Source organism: Streptomyces nigra (assembly GCF_003074055.1).
Lineage (GTDB): Bacteria > Actinomycetota > Actinomycetes > Streptomycetales > Streptomycetaceae > Streptomyces > Streptomyces nigra.
On the sequence record NZ_CP029043.1, the window covers coordinates 1,006,817 to 1,021,742 of the forward strand.

General features: G+C 72.2%; 19 protein-coding genes. 8 read left to right on the forward strand and 11 right to left on the reverse strand.

All coding sequences use genetic code 11. The annotated features are described in order from the left end of the window. Window positions 1-8 precede the first annotated feature (8 nt). Together DC008_RS04640 and DC008_RS04645 are read right to left on the reverse strand one after the other, a co-directional pair. Window positions 9-572, reverse strand: coding sequence for a YbaK/EbsC family protein (locus DC008_RS04640; protein WP_108705844.1), 564 nt, complete (start codon window positions 570-572; stop codon window positions 9-11). A gap of 44 nt (window positions 573-616) precedes the next feature. After that, window positions 617-1,189: a helix-turn-helix domain-containing protein gene (locus tag DC008_RS04645; protein WP_055622406.1), complete on the reverse strand. Its 573-nt coding sequence runs from the start codon at window positions 1,187-1,189 to the stop codon at window positions 617-619. A gap of 103 nt (window positions 1,190-1,292) precedes the next feature. Here DC008_RS04645 and DC008_RS04650 point away from each other — a divergent pair, with 103 nt between their 5' ends. Further along, entirely contained in the window at window positions 1,293-2,150 is an 858-nt protein-coding gene (locus tag DC008_RS04650; protein WP_108705845.1) for a DMT family transporter, read from the forward strand. Between the two features lie 94 nt (window positions 2,151-2,244). On the opposite strand, the gene DC008_RS04655 is transcribed toward DC008_RS04650, so the two are convergent. Next, window positions 2,245-3,042 carry an acyltransferase gene (locus DC008_RS04655; protein WP_108705846.1) on the reverse strand — a complete coding sequence of 266 codons (798 nt, stop codon included), beginning with the start codon at window positions 3,040-3,042 and terminating at the stop codon, window positions 2,245-2,247. A gap of 116 nt (window positions 3,043-3,158) precedes the next feature. Here DC008_RS04655 and DC008_RS04660 point away from each other — a divergent pair, with 116 nt between their 5' ends. Further along, window positions 3,159-3,695 (forward strand): gamma carbonic anhydrase family protein, encoded by a 537-nt coding sequence (locus tag DC008_RS04660; protein ID WP_108705847.1) that lies wholly within the window; start codon window positions 3,159-3,161, stop codon window positions 3,693-3,695. Between the two features lie 26 nt (window positions 3,696-3,721). On the opposite strand, the gene DC008_RS04665 is transcribed toward DC008_RS04660, so the two are convergent. Together DC008_RS04665 and DC008_RS04670 are read right to left on the reverse strand one after the other, a co-directional pair. Further along, on the reverse strand, window positions 3,722-4,372 hold the full coding sequence (locus DC008_RS04665; RefSeq protein WP_108705848.1) for a DedA family protein: 651 nt from the start codon (window positions 4,370-4,372) through the stop codon (window positions 3,722-3,724). Window positions 4,373-4,538: 166 nt separating this feature from the next. After that, window positions 4,539-4,976 carry a DUF4442 domain-containing protein gene (locus DC008_RS04670; RefSeq protein WP_108705849.1) on the reverse strand — a complete coding sequence of 146 codons (438 nt, stop codon included), beginning with the start codon at window positions 4,974-4,976 and terminating at the stop codon, window positions 4,539-4,541. A gap of 168 nt (window positions 4,977-5,144) precedes the next feature. Between DC008_RS04670 and DC008_RS04675 the strand changes: the two genes are divergently transcribed. Continuing rightward, window positions 5,145-6,440 carry an MFS transporter gene (locus tag DC008_RS04675; protein WP_108705850.1) on the forward strand — a complete coding sequence of 432 codons (1,296 nt, stop codon included), beginning with the start codon at window positions 5,145-5,147 and terminating at the stop codon, window positions 6,438-6,440. A gap of 20 nt (window positions 6,441-6,460) precedes the next feature. Here the strand turns inward: DC008_RS04675 and DC008_RS04680 are convergent, their stop codons facing one another. From DC008_RS04680 to DC008_RS04690, 3 genes are all read right to left on the reverse strand, one after another. Further along, window positions 6,461-7,252: a spermidine synthase gene (locus DC008_RS04680; RefSeq protein ID WP_267145663.1), complete on the reverse strand. Its 792-nt coding sequence runs from the start codon at window positions 7,250-7,252 to the stop codon at window positions 6,461-6,463. A gap of 137 nt (window positions 7,253-7,389) precedes the next feature. Continuing rightward, window positions 7,390-8,559: an elongation factor Tu gene (gene tuf, locus DC008_RS04685; protein ID WP_108705852.1), complete on the reverse strand. Its 1,170-nt coding sequence runs from the start codon at window positions 8,557-8,559 to the stop codon at window positions 7,390-7,392. A 274-nt stretch (window positions 8,560-8,833) separates the two neighbouring features. Next, window positions 8,834-9,556: a DNA alkylation repair protein gene (locus tag DC008_RS04690; protein ID WP_108705853.1), complete on the reverse strand. Its 723-nt coding sequence runs from the start codon at window positions 9,554-9,556 to the stop codon at window positions 8,834-8,836. Window positions 9,557-9,604: 48 nt separating this feature from the next. Between DC008_RS04690 and DC008_RS04695 the strand changes: the two genes are divergently transcribed. Then, window positions 9,605-10,387 carry a TVP38/TMEM64 family protein gene (locus DC008_RS04695; RefSeq protein ID WP_108705854.1) on the forward strand — a complete coding sequence of 261 codons (783 nt, stop codon included), beginning with the start codon at window positions 9,605-9,607 and terminating at the stop codon, window positions 10,385-10,387. 76 nt (window positions 10,388-10,463) lie between these two features. Here DC008_RS04695 and DC008_RS04700 read toward each other — a convergent pair whose 3' ends face one another. Then, window positions 10,464-11,633 carry a thiolase family protein gene (locus DC008_RS04700; RefSeq protein WP_108705855.1) on the reverse strand — a complete coding sequence of 390 codons (1,170 nt, stop codon included), beginning with the start codon at window positions 11,631-11,633 and terminating at the stop codon, window positions 10,464-10,466. Window positions 11,634-11,920: 287 nt separating this feature from the next. Between DC008_RS04700 and DC008_RS04705 the strand changes: the two genes are divergently transcribed. From DC008_RS04705 to DC008_RS04715, 3 genes are all read left to right on the forward strand, one after another. Beyond that, window positions 11,921-12,391 (forward strand): winged helix-turn-helix transcriptional regulator, encoded by a 471-nt coding sequence (locus DC008_RS04705; protein ID WP_108705856.1) that lies wholly within the window; start codon window positions 11,921-11,923, stop codon window positions 12,389-12,391. 97 nt (window positions 12,392-12,488) lie between these two features. Beyond that, on the forward strand, window positions 12,489-13,364 hold the full coding sequence (locus DC008_RS04710; RefSeq protein WP_108705857.1) for an undecaprenyl-diphosphate phosphatase: 876 nt from the start codon (window positions 12,489-12,491) through the stop codon (window positions 13,362-13,364). A 129-nt stretch (window positions 13,365-13,493) separates the two neighbouring features. Next, a complete protein-coding gene (locus tag DC008_RS04715; RefSeq protein ID WP_063885472.1) occupies window positions 13,494-13,673 on the forward strand; it encodes a hypothetical protein in 180 nt (59 codons plus the stop codon). Window positions 13,674-13,707: 34 nt separating this feature from the next. On the opposite strand, the gene DC008_RS04720 is transcribed toward DC008_RS04715, so the two are convergent. After that, on the reverse strand, window positions 13,708-14,202 hold the full coding sequence (locus DC008_RS04720) for a hypothetical protein (protein ID WP_244221334.1): 495 nt from the start codon (window positions 14,200-14,202) through the stop codon (window positions 13,708-13,710). Window positions 14,203-14,433: 231 nt separating this feature from the next. Next, complete coding sequence (locus DC008_RS36325; RefSeq protein WP_108705858.1) at window positions 14,434-14,709, reverse strand: winged helix-turn-helix transcriptional regulator; 276 nt, start codon at window positions 14,707-14,709, stop codon at window positions 14,434-14,436. On the opposite strand from DC008_RS36325, the gene DC008_RS35370 reads away from it, so the two are divergent. Further along, the gene (locus tag DC008_RS35370; RefSeq protein WP_164492230.1) at window positions 14,657-14,881 is read left to right on the forward strand and encodes a hypothetical protein; all 225 of its coding nucleotides are present in this window, start codon (window positions 14,657-14,659) and stop codon (window positions 14,879-14,881) included. The genes DC008_RS36325 and DC008_RS35370 overlap by 53 nt on opposite strands. Window positions 14,882-14,926: the final 45 nt, after the last annotated feature.

Consider the following 14,926-nt stretch of genomic DNA (forward strand, 5'->3'; position numbering starts at 1 on the left):
GCGGCGCCTCAGCCGGCGGCGACCCCGAGCCCTTCCAGCACGACCGCTCCCGGCAGTTCGGCGAACGCCTTGCCCGGGACCAGCAGTTTGCCGCGCCGGCGTCCGCTGCCGACCAGCACGTACGGGAGGTCGACGACGGCCGGGTCGACCAGCAGGGGCCAGGACTCGGGCAGGCCGATCGGGGTGATGCCCCCGTACTCCATGCCGGTCTCGCCGGTGGCGGTGTCCATGGAGGCGAAGGACGCCTTGCGGGCGCCGAGCCGGCGGCGCACGACGCCGTTCACGTCGGCTCGGGTGGTGGACAGGACGAGGCAGGCCGCCAGGGTCGTCTCCCCGCCGCGCTTGCCTGCGACGACCACGCAGTTCGCGGACGCCTCGAGCAGGTCCTGCCCGTAGTGCTCGACGAAGACGGCGGTGTCGGCCCACCGCGGGTCGGTGTCGACGTGGAGGATCTGCTCGGCGGGGACGCTGCCCTGCCAGTTCCGGACGGCGTCGGCGACGGGGCTGATCAGCTCGTCGAGGCACTCGGGAGCGGGTGTGACGGTGTCGAAGTGACCGATGGGTGCGTCCATGGCGGCACGCTAACAGGCTCTCCGCGGACGCCGGGAGGGACGTCTCAGCGTGCGGGCGGCACGGAGACGGCCAGCATCCACTCGGCGGGGACGTCGCCCTTGTTGCCGTACACATGCGGCGCGTCGGCCTCGAAGGTGGCGCTCGCGCCGGCCGGCACCCGGTGCTCCACGCCGTCGACGGTGAGGGTCAGTTCGCCGGAGGTGACGTGCAGGATCTCGACGGTGCCGGCCGGGTGCGGGTCCGAGCTGGTGCTCTCGCCGGGCATCATCCGCCACTGCCACATCTCCAGCGGGCCGGGCGCCTCCGCCCCGGCGAGGAGCCGGCTGTGGCTGCCGGCCTCGGTGTGCCACAGCCGTACGACCTGGTCGGGCGGGACGACCCGCACCCTGGGCCCCTGCTCGTAGTCGAGGAGCGTGGTGATGCTGACGCCGAGCGCGTCGCCGATCTTGACGACGGTGCCGAGGCTGGGGTTGGTGCGGGCCTGCTCGATCTGGATGAGCATGCCGCGGCTGACGCCCGCCCGTGTCGCGAGCACGTCCAGCGTGAAGCCGCGCATCGTCCGCCAATGCTTGACGTTGCGCGCCAGGGACTGGGTCAGCAGGTCGAGGTCCGACACATTCCGTCCTTGCGGAGTCCAATATTCTGGATGACAGGGTTCATCAGAGAGCACTATCGTGTGGTGCACCCGATCGTGCACCGAACTGTACTGCGAGGCCTCTGTGACAGCACTCTTCGCTCTGGCCACCAGCCTGCTCTGGGGTCTGGCGGACTTCGGCGGAGGCGTGCTGACCCGGCGCACCCCCGCACTGACGGTGGTCGTCGTCTCGCAGACGATCGCGGCGGCCGTCCTCGGTGTGATCGTCCTGGCCACGGGCGCCTGGAGCGAGGCGGGGCCACGGCTTTGGTGGGCGGTCGCGGCCGGCCTGGTGGGGCCGGTCGCCCTGCTGTGCTTCTACAAGGCGCTCGCGCTCGGCCCCATGGGCGTGGTCTCCCCGCTCGGCACGGTCGGCGTGGCCGTCCCGGTCGGGGCGGGTCTCCTCCTGGGCGAGCGGCCCGGACTGATCCAGACGGCGGGGATCGCGGTGGCGGTGCTCGGCGTGGTGCTGGCGGGGGGACCGCAGCTGCGGGGCGCTCCCGTCCAGCGGCAGGCCATCCTGCTGACGCTGATCGCGGCCTTCGGCTTCGGCACGGTCTTCGTGCTGGTCGCGGAGGCGTCGACCACCATCACCGGCCTGTTCCTGGCGCTGTTCGTGCAGCGCGTCGTCAATGTGGGGGCGGGCGGGCTGGCGCTGTATGTCTCGGTGCGGCGCGGCGCGCCCGCCCTCCCGGACGACGGTTTCCCCTGGCGCTCGCTGCCCGCGCTCGCCTTCGTCGGTCTCGCCGATGTCGCCGCGAACGGCACCTATGTGGTCGCCGCACACCATGGCCCGGTGACCGTGGCCGCCGTACTGGCCTCGCTCTACCCGGTGGTGACGGCTCTGGCGGCGCGGGGCGTGCTGCGGGAGCGGCTGGCGGTCGTGCAGGCGGCGGGCGCAGGGCTCGCCCTGGTGGGCACGGTGCTGCTGGCCGCCGGCTAGCCGAGCGGCGCCGGGGTGGGAGGGCCACGTCAGGAGTCGGCGCCCGGGTGTAAACGGCCACGTCAGGACTCGGCGCCCGGGTGTAACGGCCGCGTCAGGACTCGGCGGCCGGCTCCGCCAGCTCGGCCGTCGCGCACTCGTCCAGCTCCGCCAGCCGTGCCACTGTCTCCTCGTCGAGGCCGGCGAGCGCCTGGAGCTGACCGGGGGTGACGCCGTCCGGGATCGGCACCGGCGCCGGGGTGCGCAGCGGCGGCTGCCAGCCGTCCTCCGGCGTCCAGCGCCGTACGACACGGGCGGGCGCGCCCGCCACCACGGCGTGGTCGGGGACCGTGCCGCGGACGACCGCGCCGGCGGCGACCACCACGTTCCGCCCGATCGTCGCGCCCGGCAGGATCACCGCGCCGGTGCCGATCCAGCAGCCGGGTCCTATCGCGACCGGCTCCATCCGCGGCCACTGCCGGCCGATGGGCTCGTGCGGGTCGTCGTAGGAGTGGTTGGTGGAGGTGACGTAGACGTACGGGCCGAAGTAGCAGTCGCTGCCGATGGTCACCGTCGTGTCGGCGATGACATGACTGCCGCGGCCGAGGACGACGCCGTCGCCGATGCGCAGGATCGGCTCCGGGCCGAGGTCGAGGTCGGGCATCAGACCGGCCGTGAGGGTGACCTGCTCGCCGACGATGCAGTGCGAGCCGAGATGGATCCACGGTTCACCGAAGACCGTGCCGAGCGGGAAGGCCAGCCGGGTGGCCTCGCCGAGGGAGCCGAACCGGAAGCGGCCGGGGTGCTCCGCCGTCACCGAACCCGTGCGCTGCGCCCACGCCCAGCCCGCGTGGACGGCGCGCTGCGCCAGTCGGCGTCGCCAGGATGAGAACGTGTTCTTGCGCTTGGGCACGGCCTCACGGTACTGAGCGTTCGCGGTCGGGATGAGTCCGAAGGGCTGTGATCTTCGCCCTACCGGGTGGCGTACGGTGCGCTGTGTCGACGACGTTCGCGGTTGAGGAGAGGGCGATGACGCACAAGGCACTGGTCATGGGGATCGCGGGACGGGAGCCCAGGATCGACGGGTCCGCGTTCATCGCGCCGACCGCGTCCGTGATCGGGGACGTGACCCTGGAGGCGGGCGCCAGCGTCTGGTACGGCGCCGTGGTGCGCGGCGACGTCGAGGCGATCTCCGTCGGGGAGCAGGCCAACATCCAGGACAACTGCACGCTGCACGCCGACCCCGGTTTCCCCGTGTGCGTGGGCGCGCGGGTGTCCGTGGGGCACAACGCGGTGGTGCACGGGGCGACCGTCGAGGACGACTGTCTCGTCGGCATGGGCGCGACCGTGCTGAACGGCGCGGTGATCGGCGCGGGCTCGCTGGTCGCCGCGCAGGCGCTCGTGCCGCAGGGGATGGTCGTGCCGCCGGGGTCGCTGGTGGCGGGTGTGCCGGCGAAGGTGAAGCGGCCGCTCACCGAGGAGGAGCGGCAGGGGGTCACGCTCAACGGCACGATGTACGCCGAACTGGCCAAGGCGCACCGGGAGGAGCACGAGGGGCGCGGCTGAGAGCGCCGCGCCGGGCCTCGGGGTGCTCAGTCGCCCACGGGGACCGGCGCGGGTTCCGCTTCCTGGTGGGCGGTCTGCGCCTTGGCGGCCTTGCGCTTGACGATCAGGAACGACGCGAGGCCGATGACGACCGCCGCGACCAGGCCCAGCCAGGAGAAGCGCTTCAGCCAGGACTCGGCGACCACCCCGACGTAGTAGATGACGGCGGTCGTGCCGCCGGCCCAGACGATGCCGCCGAGCACGTTCGCCGTCAGGAACTTCCAGTACGGCATGCGCAGGACGCCCGCGAGGGGACCGGCGAAGATGCGCAGGAGGGCGACGAACCGGCCGAAGAAGACCGCCCACATCCCCCACTTCTGGAAGGACCGCTCGGCCGTCGCGATGTGCCCCTCGCTGAAGTGCTTGGGGAACTTGGCCCCCAGCCAGGCCAGCAGGGGTCTGCCTCCCTTGCGGCCGATGGCGTAGCCGATGGAGTCACCGATGATCGCGCCGGCGGTCGCGCAGGCGCCGAGCACGAACGGGTCGATGTCGCCGTGCTGCGAGGCGAGCAGCGCCGACGACACCAGGATGATCTCGCCGGGCAGCGGGATGCCCAGGCTCTCCAGTCCGATGACCAGGCCGACCAGCAGATAGATCGCCAGCGGGGGCACCGTTTCGAGCCATTCCTGGACGTGCAACGCCGCTTCCTCTCGTGTGCCTGATCCTCGTTCCCGGGCGCCCGCTCAGCGGTGGGCGCGCGTCGGGGAAGCCTACCCGCTCTGTGGGACGTCCCTGGCGCCCCTGGGGTTGCATACGAATCAGGCGTCCGACGCGCGCGTGCCGTGCCGGCGACCGCCGCTGGGCTCAGCTGTTCGGCCGCAGGGTCCAGACCACGGTCATCTCTCCGGTGACGGCGCCGTCCCCGCGCCGGATCTCGATGGTCACCGGGAACTCGGGCCGCTCACCGGCGTCGAGTTGCGCGACGACCTCGGCGGCCGGGCGGCCCAGGGTCGCGGTGGCCGTGACGGCTCCCATGGCGAGCTTGCGGTAGGCGATCTCGGCGCTGACGGCGAGCGGCACGGCGCGCGCCAGCTGGTCGCCGAACGCGGACAGCACGATGGCCCCGCTCGCGGACTCGCCGAGGGTGAACATGGCGCCGGCGTGCGGCCCGCCCACGTGGTTGTGGAACGCGCTCTGATCCGGCAGGACCACCACGGCCCGCTCGGGCGTGGTCTCCACGAACTCGAGGTTCAGGGTCCGGGCCATGGGCACGGTGGCGGCGAGCATCTCGCCGACGGACATCTGGTCTGCGCTCATGGCGGGCACGTTACTAGCGAGTAGGAAGAGGCGACAGAGTCTGCGGGCCGCCGTGACGCACCCCTCACCGCGGACCGCGCATACGCACGGCCATCCGCCCGTGACCTGCGTATCGGCTTGGCAAACCGGGGGCCGGGCGGCGATAGTCGGCCGGTGACCCGCGCCGCCCCTGACTCCCGCCGCTCCCGCCGCCCGATATGGGCGAGCCGCAACTACAGCCTGCTGACCGCCTCGGCGTTCGTCACCAACCTCGGCAGCAACGGCGCATTGATCGCCGCCGCCTTCGCCGTCCTCGAGGCGGGCGGCGACGGCGGTGACGTGGGCCTGGTCGCGGCCTCGCGGACCCTGCCCCTCGTGCTCTTCCTGCTGATCGGCGGCGCCGTCGCGGACCGGCTGCCCCGGCACCGGGTGATGGTCGCGGCCAACGCCCTGAACTGCGTCTCGCAGGCGCTCTTCGCCGCGCTCGTCCTCACCGGCGAGGCCGAGCTGTGGCAGATGATGCTGCTGACCGCGCTCGGCGGCACCGGCCAGGCGTTCTTCAGCCCGGCGGCCGAGGGCATGCTGCTGTCGTCCGTGCGGGGGGACCAGGCGGGCCGGGCGTTCGCGGTGTTCCGGATGGCGATGCAGGGCGCCGCCGTCGGGGGCGCCGCGCTCGGCGGTGCTATGGTGGCGGCGATGGGCCCCGGCTGGGTGCTGGCGGCGGACGCGGCGGCCTTCGCGGTCGCCGGGGCGATGCGGGCCCTGCTCGACGTGAGCCGGGTGCCACGACGGGTGCCCGGCGGCGGCATGCTGGCCGATCTGCGCGAGGGCTGGCGGGAGTTCGCGGGACGGCCGTGGCTGTGGGCCGTGGTGGTCCAGTTCTCGATCGCCAACGCCGTGGTCGCGGCGGCCGACGCCGTCTACGGTCCGCTCGTCGCCCGGGACCATCTCGGCGGGGCCGGTCCGTGGGGCGTGGCCCTGGGCTTCTTCGGCGCGGGCACGGTGGCGGGCGCGCTGCTCATGACGCGCTGGCAGCCGCGCCGGCTCCTGCTCGCCGGCACGCTGTGCGTCTTCCCGCTGGCACTGCCCTCCGCCGCGCTCGCCGTGCCGGTGCCGGTGGGCGCGCTGTGCGCGGTGATGTTCCTGACCGGTGTGACCCTCGAGGTGTTCGGCGTCTCCTGGATGACCGCGCTCCACCAGGAGATACCGGAGGACAAGCTGTCCCGGGTCTCCGCCTACGACTGGTTCGGCTCGGTCGCCATGGTCCCGCTGGCGACGGCCCTCGCCGGCCCGGCGGAGACCGCGTTCGGACGCACGTCGGCCCTCTGGGGCTGCGCGGCGATGATCGTCCTGGTCACGGCGGCGGTCCTGTGCGTACCGGACGTCCGCAATCTGCGCCGCCGCAGCAAGCCGGTGACGACGAGCGACACCGCCACCCCGGCGCAGACCCCGGCCGAAGAAGTCGGCTGAGAGCGGCCGCCGCCTGCCCATCAGCCGATCCCGAACGCCCCCTCCGGCGGCTCGGGCGACGGGACGGCCTCCTCGTCGTGCACCGGACGGGCCGCGCCGATGAACGTCCTTATCCCCGCCCCGTGTTCCACGCGGGCCGGGAACGCGTCGCCCGCGGTCAGCCGGGCCAGGGCGGGCACGTCCACGGGGTGGTGCGCGGCGACCAGGACCGCGTTGCCGAAGCGGCGTCCGCGCAGCACGGCCGGCTCGGCGATCAGGGCGAGCTCCCGGAAGACGGTGGCCAGGTTGGCGAGTTGGGAGCGCACGAAGGCGAACGGCGCGGCGTCGGCGAGGTTCGCCAGGTAGACGCCGTCACCGCGGAGCACCCGTGCGGCGGCGCGGGCGTACTCGACGGACGTCAGGTGTGCGGGCACCCGGGAGCCGCCGAAGACGTCGGCGACGAGGACGTCGGCCGACTCCGCCGGGGCGGCGTCGAGCCACGCGCGCGCGTCGGCGGCGTGCGCGGTGATGTCCGCGCCGGCGGGCGTCGGCAGATGCTCCAGGACCAGCTCCAGCAGCGCGCCGTCGAGTTCCACGACCTGCTGCCGGGACCCCGGCCGGGTCGCGGCCACATACCGGGGCAGGGTGAGCGCGCCGCCCCCGAGATGCACCACGTCCAGGGCGCGCCCCGGCTCCACCACGGTGTCCAGGGCGTGCCCGAGCCTGCGCGCGTACTCGAACTCCAGATGCGTCGGCTCGTCGAGGTCGACGTACGACTGAGGCGCCCCGTCGACGGTGAGCAGCCAGGCCCGTTCCCGGTCGACGTCGGGCATCAGCTTGGCGAAGCCGTGCTCGGTGGCACCGGCGACGGGTCTGGAGTCGTTCACTCCCCCATTGTGGGCCGCGCCCGCCGGGCACCGGCACGGGGGCCGTACGACCGGTCGTCCCGGTCGTACGGCCCCCCGTCCGTTCACCCGACGGCGGTCACCGTCCCCGCCCCGACGGTCCTGCCGCCCTCACGGATGGCGAACCCGAGGCCGGGCTCCAGCGGCACCTCGCGCCCCAGCTCGACGGTCATGGTGACGGTCTCGCCGGGCCGCGCGACCGCCGCCTCGCCGAGGTCGACGTCCCCCACCACGTCCGCGGTGCGGATGTAGAACTGCGGCCGGTACCCGGTGGACAGCGGCGTCGAGCGGCCGCCCTCGCGGGTCGACAGCACGTACACCTGGGCGGTGAAGCGGCTGCGGGGCTCCACACTGCCCGGCGCGGCGACCACGTGCCCGCGCCGGACGGCGTCCCGGGGGACACCGCGCAGCAGCAGCGCCACGTTGTCACCGGCCTGGGCCTCGTCCATCGGCTTGCCGAAGGTCTCCAGGCCGGTCACGACGGTCTCCACCTCGGCCCCGAGCACCTCGACCCGGTCGCCGACACGGACGGTCCCCCGCTCCACGGCACCGGTCACCACGGTCCCCCGGCCGGTGATGGTCAGGACGTTCTCGACGGGCAGCAGGAACGGCGCGTCCACGTACCGCTCCGGCATCGGAACGTACGTGTCCACCGCGTCGAGCAGCGCCTCGACGGCCGCCGTCCACTGGGGGTCGCCCTCCAGCGCCTTCAGCCCCGAGACCCGTACGACGGGCGTGGCGTCGCCGCCGTAGCCGTGCTCGCTGAGCAGGTCCCGGACCTCCAGCTCGACGAGGTCGAGCAGTTCCGGGTCGCCGGCGTCGGCCTTGTTGAGCGCGACGACGATGTGGTCGACGCCCACCTGCCGCGCGAGCAGCACGTGTTCGGCGGTCTGCGGCATGATGCCGTCCAGCGCGGAGACGACGAGGATCGCCCCGTCGAGCTGCGCCGCGCCGGTCACCATGTTCTTCACGTAGTCGGCGTGGCCGGGCATGTCGACGTGCGCGTAGTGCCGGGTGTCGGTCTCGTACTCGACGTGCGCGATGTTGATGGTGATGCCGCGGGCGGCCTCCTCCGGCGCCCGGTCGATCCGGTCGAACGGCACGAAGGTGCCGGAGCCCCGCGCGGCGAGGACCTTGGTGATGGCGGCGGTCAGGGTGGTCTTGCCGTGGTCGACGTGGCCCATCGTGCCGATGTTCAGATGCGGCTTGGTGCGCACGTACGCCGTCTTGGACATGGGTGTACTCCGAAGTGGGAAGACTCAGGAACTCCCGGCGAGGAGAGTGGGGACCCCGTGGTGCCGCCGACCCTCCCCCTGCGGGGTCCGCCGGACGTTCCGGAGAGGGTCAGCTTCGGGCGCCGTCGACGGCGGCCAGGAAGACGAGGACGGCAGCCTTCGGCGTATCCGCGACTGCGGATGCGGCGAGAACGAAGGCGTACCGGAACATGACGTCGATCATCGCCTAGCCCGCCCCCGGCGTCGAATGATTTTCCGTGCCCGACCAGGACCTTCAGGCGCCGATGTTCTTCAGCGCCTCACGCACGGACAGCGGGGCGAACCGCCCGCCCTCGCGCGCCAGGAAGTCCCGTACGGCGTCGGGGTCGGTCTTGGCGTGCTCGCGCAGAGACCAGCCGATGGCCTTGCGGACGAAGAAGTCGGGGTGGCCCGCCTGGCGCAGGCAGTAGGCGAACAGGCGCCCGGCGTCGGTGCGTTCCCCGTACCGCAGCTGATGCAGGAGGGCGGTGCGGACGACCCACAGGTCGTCGTCCTCGATCCAGGCGTCCATGTCCGCGGTCAGCGCCGGGTCGGCCGCGACGAGCCCGCCGACGACGTGCGCGGCGAGCGCGTCCACGGTGTCCCACCACGGCACGGTGGTCACCAGGTACCGGGCCACCGGGAGGAAGCCCGAGGACAGCCGTCGCACATGCCGGCGCAGAAGGTCGACGGCGAAGTACTGGTACTCCCGCTCGGGCAGCCGCCAGCAGCGCAGCGCGACGGCGGTGCAGTCACGCTCGTCGGGGCGCGGGGTGCCCTGGAGGACCGAGCGGGACAGGGCACGGCGCTCGGGGCTCGGGATGCCGAGGAACGGGGCGACGTCCTTCATGTACGTCCGCATGGCGGCGGCCCGTTCCGGATCGGCGGCGGCCCCGTAGACGGCGGTCAGCCGCTCGATCACCGTGTCGGCGAGCACGCTGCGCGGCACGTCCGGCACCCCCGCACCTGTCACGCTCATGGAACGACCATACGGCGATCACACGTCCACTTCGGTTACTGTCGCCGAATGCTCGACGATGCCACCACCCGCTCTGGGGGCACCGCGACGGCCTCTCCCCGGGCCGTCACCACGGAGCTCGCCGTCCCCGTCCCCCCGCTCGCGTCCACGCCCGCCGGTCTCGCCGCGCGCTGCGGCAGAGCCCTGCTCTCGCCCTGGTCGCGGCTGTCGGCGCTCGTGCTGCTGCTGGCCGCGGGGGCGTCCTGCGTGCTGCTCTTCGAGCCGCAGAGACTTCTGTCGGACGGCTGGCCGGCGCACCTCGAGGGCGCGGCCGCGGTCGTGCTGTTCGCGGTGGCGTACGGGCTGGTCACGGTGGCGTTCGTGCCACGCCCCCTGCTGAATCTGGCGGCGGGCGCGCTGTTCGGCTCCCAGCTGGGGCTTGGCGCGGCGCTCGCGGGCACGGTGCTGGGGGCGGGGGTCGCCTTCGGGCTGGGCCGGCTGCTTGGCCAGGACGCGCTGCGGCCGCTGCTGCGCGGACGCGTGCTGAAGGCGGCGGACGGGCAGTTCAGCCGGCACGGCTTCCGCTCGATGCTGGCGGTGCGGCTCTTCCCGGGGGTGCCGTTCTGGGCCTCGAACTACGCCGCGTCCGTCTCCCGCATGGGGTACGTCCCGTTCCTGCTGGCGACGGCCCTCGGGTCGATCCCGAACACCGCCGCGTACGTCGTCGCCGGGGCGCGTGCCCAGACGCCGACGTCGCCCGCGTTCCTGATCGCGCTGGCCTGTATCGCCGTACCGGCGCTGGCGGGCGTGGTGGTGGCCTGGCGCAAGCGCCACCACCTGCGCGGCCGCTGAGCCGCCGCTGTCGCCGTCGCTCGGACGGCTTCCGTCAGACGGCTTCGGTCATACGGCTTCGGTCATACGGCTTCGGTCATACGGCTTCGAGGATCATCGCGTTGGCGAGCCCGCCGGCCTCGCACATCGTCTGCAGGGCGTAGCGGGCGCCGCGCTCGCGCATCGCGTGGACCAGGGTCGTCGTGAGCCGGGTGCCGCTCGCGCCGAGCGGGTGGCCGAGCGCGATCGCGCCGCCGTGCACGTTGACCTTGGCGAGGTCCGCGCCCGTCTCCTGCCCCCAGGCGAGCACCACGCTGGCGAACGCCTCGTTCACCTCGAACAGGTCGATGTCGGCGATGGACAGGTTCGCCCGGCGCAGCACCTTGTCGGTCGCCGGGATCACACCGGTCAGCATGAGGACGGGGTCGGAGCCGGTGACGGCGAAGCTGTGCAGCCGGGCGAGGGGCCGCAGGCCGAGGCGGGCGGCTGTCTCCGAGGACGTGATGAGCACGGCGGACGCGCCGTCGTTGATGGGGCTGGCGTTGCCCGCGGTGATGTTCCACTCGATCTGCGGGAACCGCTCGGCGAACACCGGGTCGTGGTAGGCGGCCTTGAGGCCGGCGAGGATCTCGGCCGTGGTGCCGGGCCGGACGCTCTCGTCACGTGAGACGCCGTCCAGGGGCGCGACCTCGGCGTCGAACAGGCCCTGCTGCCAGGCCGCGGCGGCCCGGTGGTGGGAGCTGACGGCGAACGCGTCCATCTGTTCGCGGGTGAGGGACCACTTGGCGGCGATCAGTTCGGCGCTGATGCCCTGCGGGACGAGCCCGTCGGGGTAGCGGGCGGCGATGCCGGGACCGAAGGGGTCCTTGCCGGGCGGGACGTTCGACCACATCGGCACCCGGCTCATCGACTCCACACCGCATGCGACGACCATGTCGTACGCGCCGGACAGGACACCCTGGGCGGCGAAGTGCACGGCCTGCTGGGAGGAGCCGCACTGGCGGTCGACGGTGGTCGCCGGCACGGTCTCGGGGAACCCGGCGGACAGGGCGGCGTAGCGCGTGGTGTTCATGGCCTGCTCGCCGACCTGGTCGACGGTGCCGCCGATGACGTCGTCGATCAGCGCCGGGTCGACACCGGAGCGCTCCACGAGGCTGCGCAGCGTGTGGGCGAGGAGTTCGACGGGGTGGACGTGCGCGAGGGAGCCGTTCGGCTTGCCCTTGCCGATGGGGGTGCGTACGGCTTCGACGATGACTGCGTCTCGCATGGTGCGGGCCTCCTTGGCGCGCGAGCCGATTACCGGCGTGAGCCGGAGCGGGATTACCGGAGCGGGACTACTGGTGAGTAGGAAATCTGAACTCACCATAGCGCCGTAAGTTGGAAAATCAAACCCGCAGGAGGACCAAACCCGCAGCCGGGGCTGCACAGGACCACAGAGCAGGGCCACAGAGCAGGACCACAGAGCGGAGCCGCACAGCAAAGCAGCAGAGCCGCACAGCCCGTCTGAACCGCCGGGTTGGAAAACCAGACGCTCACTTCCCTAAACTGACCGGCATGGCCGCCACCAAGGACCCCCGCCCCTGCTCGATCGCCGACACGCTGGCCCTGGTCGGCGAGAAGTACTCCCTGCTCGTCCTGCGCGAGGTATGCCTCGGCAACGGCCGCTTCGACCAGCTCGTCCGCAACATCGGCGCCCCGCGCGACGTGCTCTCCACCCGGCTGCGGCGACTGGTCGACGCCGGGATCCTCACCAAGCGCGTGTACAGCGAGCGCCCGCAGCGGTTCCAGTACAGGCCCACGCAGGCCGGCCTGGAACTGGAACCAGTCCTGATGACGCTCATGGCCTGGGGCGACCGCCATCTGCGCCAGGACGACGACCGGCCCATGGTGATCGAGCACAGCTGCGGCAATGAACTGCTCCCGGAGGTCACCTGCCGGGCCTGCGGGGAGACGGTCCGCCACGAGGACCTCACGGCGCACCCCCAGGCGCCGGGCTGGTCGGTGTCGGGACCCACGGCCGCCTGACCACGGACCACGCGCGAGCCCTGTGACGGGGGTGTTCACCGAGGGGCGCTACGCTGCCCCTCGACACCCACGATCAGCGCTTGGACTCCGTAACTTCATGTCTTGGTTTGAATCCCTCATCCTCGGACTCGTCCAGGGGCTGACCGAATTCCTCCCCGTGTCCTCCAGTGCGCACCTGCGACTGACCGCGGCGTTCTCGGGCTGGGAGGACCCCGGCGCGGCGTTCACCGCGATCACGCAGATCGGCACCGAGGCAGCGGTCCTGATCTACTTCCGCAAGGACATCGGGCGGATCATCCTGGCGTGGCTGAAGTCGCTGACGGACAAGGAGATGCGGCGCGACCACGATGCCCAGATGGGCTGGCTGGTCATCGTCGGCTCCATTCCGATCGGCGTCCTCGGCCTGACGTTCAAGGACCAGATCGAGGGCCCGTTCCGGGATCTGCGCATCACGGCGACGATGCTGATCGTGGTCGGCGTCATCATCGGCATCGCCGACCGGCTGGCGGCACGTGACGAGTCCGGCGGCAGGCACCGCGCCGCCAAGGAGCGCAAGTCGCTGGAGGACCTGAACGTCAGGGACGGCCTCATCTTCGGCCTGTGCCAGGCCATGGCACTCATCCCGGGCGTGTCCCGCTCCGGCGCCACCATCAGCGGCGGCCTCTTCATGGGCTACCGGCGTGAGTCCGCGGCCCGTTACTCGTTCCTGCTCGCGATCCCCGCCGTGCTCGCCTCGGGCCTCTTCGAACTCAAGGACGCCCTGGAGAACGACCATGTGTCCTGGGGTCCGACGATCTTCGCCACGGTGATCGCCTTCGGTTCCGGATACGCGGTCATCGCATGGTTCATGAAGTTCATCTCGACGAAGAGCTTCATGCCGTTCGTGTACTACCGGGTGGTTCTCGGCCTGGTCATCATCGCCTTGGTCGCGGCGGGCGTCCTGAGCCCGCACGCGGCGGAGTCGGCAGGCTGACCCGCGCGACTCGCCAGCCACCGACTCGCCGGTGTGCAAACGTTTTTGGCCGTATTCGTGACCGAAGACATACGTGGCGTGTAGCCGTCCGGTAGCGCACGGTCAGCGCTTGCCCCTAGGCTTGACGCCATGTCCCCCAGTTCCTTAGACCCTGGTTCCGTGCGCTCCGCCGCCGAGGTGAACGAGGCGATCCGCGCCCTGTGGATGCGCGCGGGCGGCTCCCTCTCGGCCCAGGAACGGGAAGAGTACGAACTGCTGGTGGTCGAGTGGGCGGCCGCCATCCGCGCCGAGGTGGTCCAGGCCGCTTGAAGCGACGAGCCGAAGCCCGGGGAGTGACGAACCCTCAGTGAGAGCCTTGCTCGGCTCGGCGTGCCCACAGGGCCAGGTCGCTGCTTGTCGCCACGGCGATGGTCTCGCCGGAGGGGGAGAATCCGGCAGTTCGAAGTTCCGAGTGGTGGGCGTGGTAGATGTGCCACCACTGCTCTTCGTGCGGCCCGGCATGGGGCAACCCCCCGTCACGGGACAACAGGACCCGTTCGTGCGGCCAGGCCGGCGCGACGACCTCCAGGGTCCAGCCGTCCTCAGTGGTGGTGTGCAGCCCTCCGCCGAACAGCTCCGCGATGCGCACCCGACTCCCTGCGACCGGCCCCAGTCCGGGGCAGGAGAGGTCGGCGACCCCGTCGGGGACGGCGTCCTCCTCGTCCGGGTGGTGATTCCGGGCGACCATCTCGCCGGTCACGGTGTCGAACAGGCCATGACCGTCGTGCGAGACGACCATCACCAGATCGTGCCCGCTGCCGGGATGCGTGGCGAAGCCGATCCCGAAGAGCCCGCCCACCGGCCGGCCGTACGCATGGTCGAAGACGCGTCGTCAGGGTTCGGGCGGGGACACCACCGGAGCCGCGAGGAGCCGATCGCGCATCGCCCTCTGGTACGCCAAGAGCCCGGGCTCAGGCTCCGGTTCCTCGACGCGGGCCGTCTTCTTCGTCCACCTCTTCACAGCGCTCATGATCCACGCTGGGACCGGACGTTCCAACCGAGTTGACGCCCCTCACCCCCGCTCCCGCGCCTACAACAGCTCGTCGGCATGCTCCAGAGCCCAGCGACCCAATGCCGCCATCGGGCCCTCGACCAGGCTGCGTCCCAAGGCGGTCAGGTCGTACTCCACGCGTGGTTGCACCCCAGCCTGGGCGTGGCGTTCGATCAAACCGTTCGCGAGCAGGCGGTGCAGGGCGTTCCACCTCTCCCCCGCCGACCGGTGGACCACCCCGACCGAGGACCCCAGGTCCCCGGTGACGGTGGCGGTGTGCGGCGACGATGCGGCGGCACTGCGGGGCGACGGCACCCTGGTGCGGGACGTGGGCGGGCTCCTGGCGACGCTGGGAACCCTGGACCGCGTCCGTCAGCCGGAGGAGGTGGCGGGGTTCGTCATCGGCCTGGCCTTCGCCGGCGTCGACCCCGACTCGGCCGTGCCCGCGGTCCCTACGGCCACCACGCGCCCAGGGGCTGGGGCGTAGCCCCGCCCACCCGACGACCGGCCGCGCCCTGATATCCCCGCACGC

Bases quoted from the DNA above. Each gene is read 5' to 3' on its own strand.
- DC008_RS04705 (WP_108705856.1), top strand. From the start codon at position 11,921: ATGGCCGCCACCAAGGACCCCCGCCCCTGCTCGATCGCCGACACGCTG.
- DC008_RS04700 (WP_108705855.1), bottom strand. From the start codon at position 11,633: ATGCGAGACGCAGTCATCGTCGAAGCCGTACGCACCCCCATCGGCAAG.
- DC008_RS04640 (WP_108705844.1), bottom strand. From the start codon at position 572: ATGGACGCACCCATCGGTCACTTCGACACCGTCACACCCGCTCCCGAG.
- DC008_RS04670 (WP_108705849.1), bottom strand. From the start codon at position 4,976: ATGTCCGTCGGCGAGATGCTCGCCGCCACCGTGCCCATGGCCCGGACC.
- tuf (WP_108705852.1), bottom strand. From the start codon at position 8,559: ATGTCCAAGACGGCGTACGTGCGCACCAAGCCGCATCTGAACATCGGC.
- DC008_RS04715 (WP_063885472.1), top strand. From the start codon at position 13,494: ATGTCCCCCAGTTCCTTAGACCCTGGTTCCGTGCGCTCCGCCGCCGAG.
- DC008_RS04680 (WP_267145663.1), bottom strand. From the start codon at position 7,252: ATGCCCGACGTCGACCGGGAACGGGCCTGGCTGCTCACCGTCGACGGG.
- DC008_RS04695 (WP_108705854.1), top strand. From the start codon at position 9,605: ATGCTCGACGATGCCACCACCCGCTCTGGGGGCACCGCGACGGCCTCT.
- DC008_RS04660 (WP_108705847.1), top strand. From the start codon at position 3,159: ATGACGCACAAGGCACTGGTCATGGGGATCGCGGGACGGGAGCCCAGG.
- DC008_RS04710 (WP_108705857.1), top strand. From the start codon at position 12,489: ATGTCTTGGTTTGAATCCCTCATCCTCGGACTCGTCCAGGGGCTGACC.
- DC008_RS04690 (WP_108705853.1), bottom strand. From the start codon at position 9,556: ATGAGCGTGACAGGTGCGGGGGTGCCGGACGTGCCGCGCAGCGTGCTC.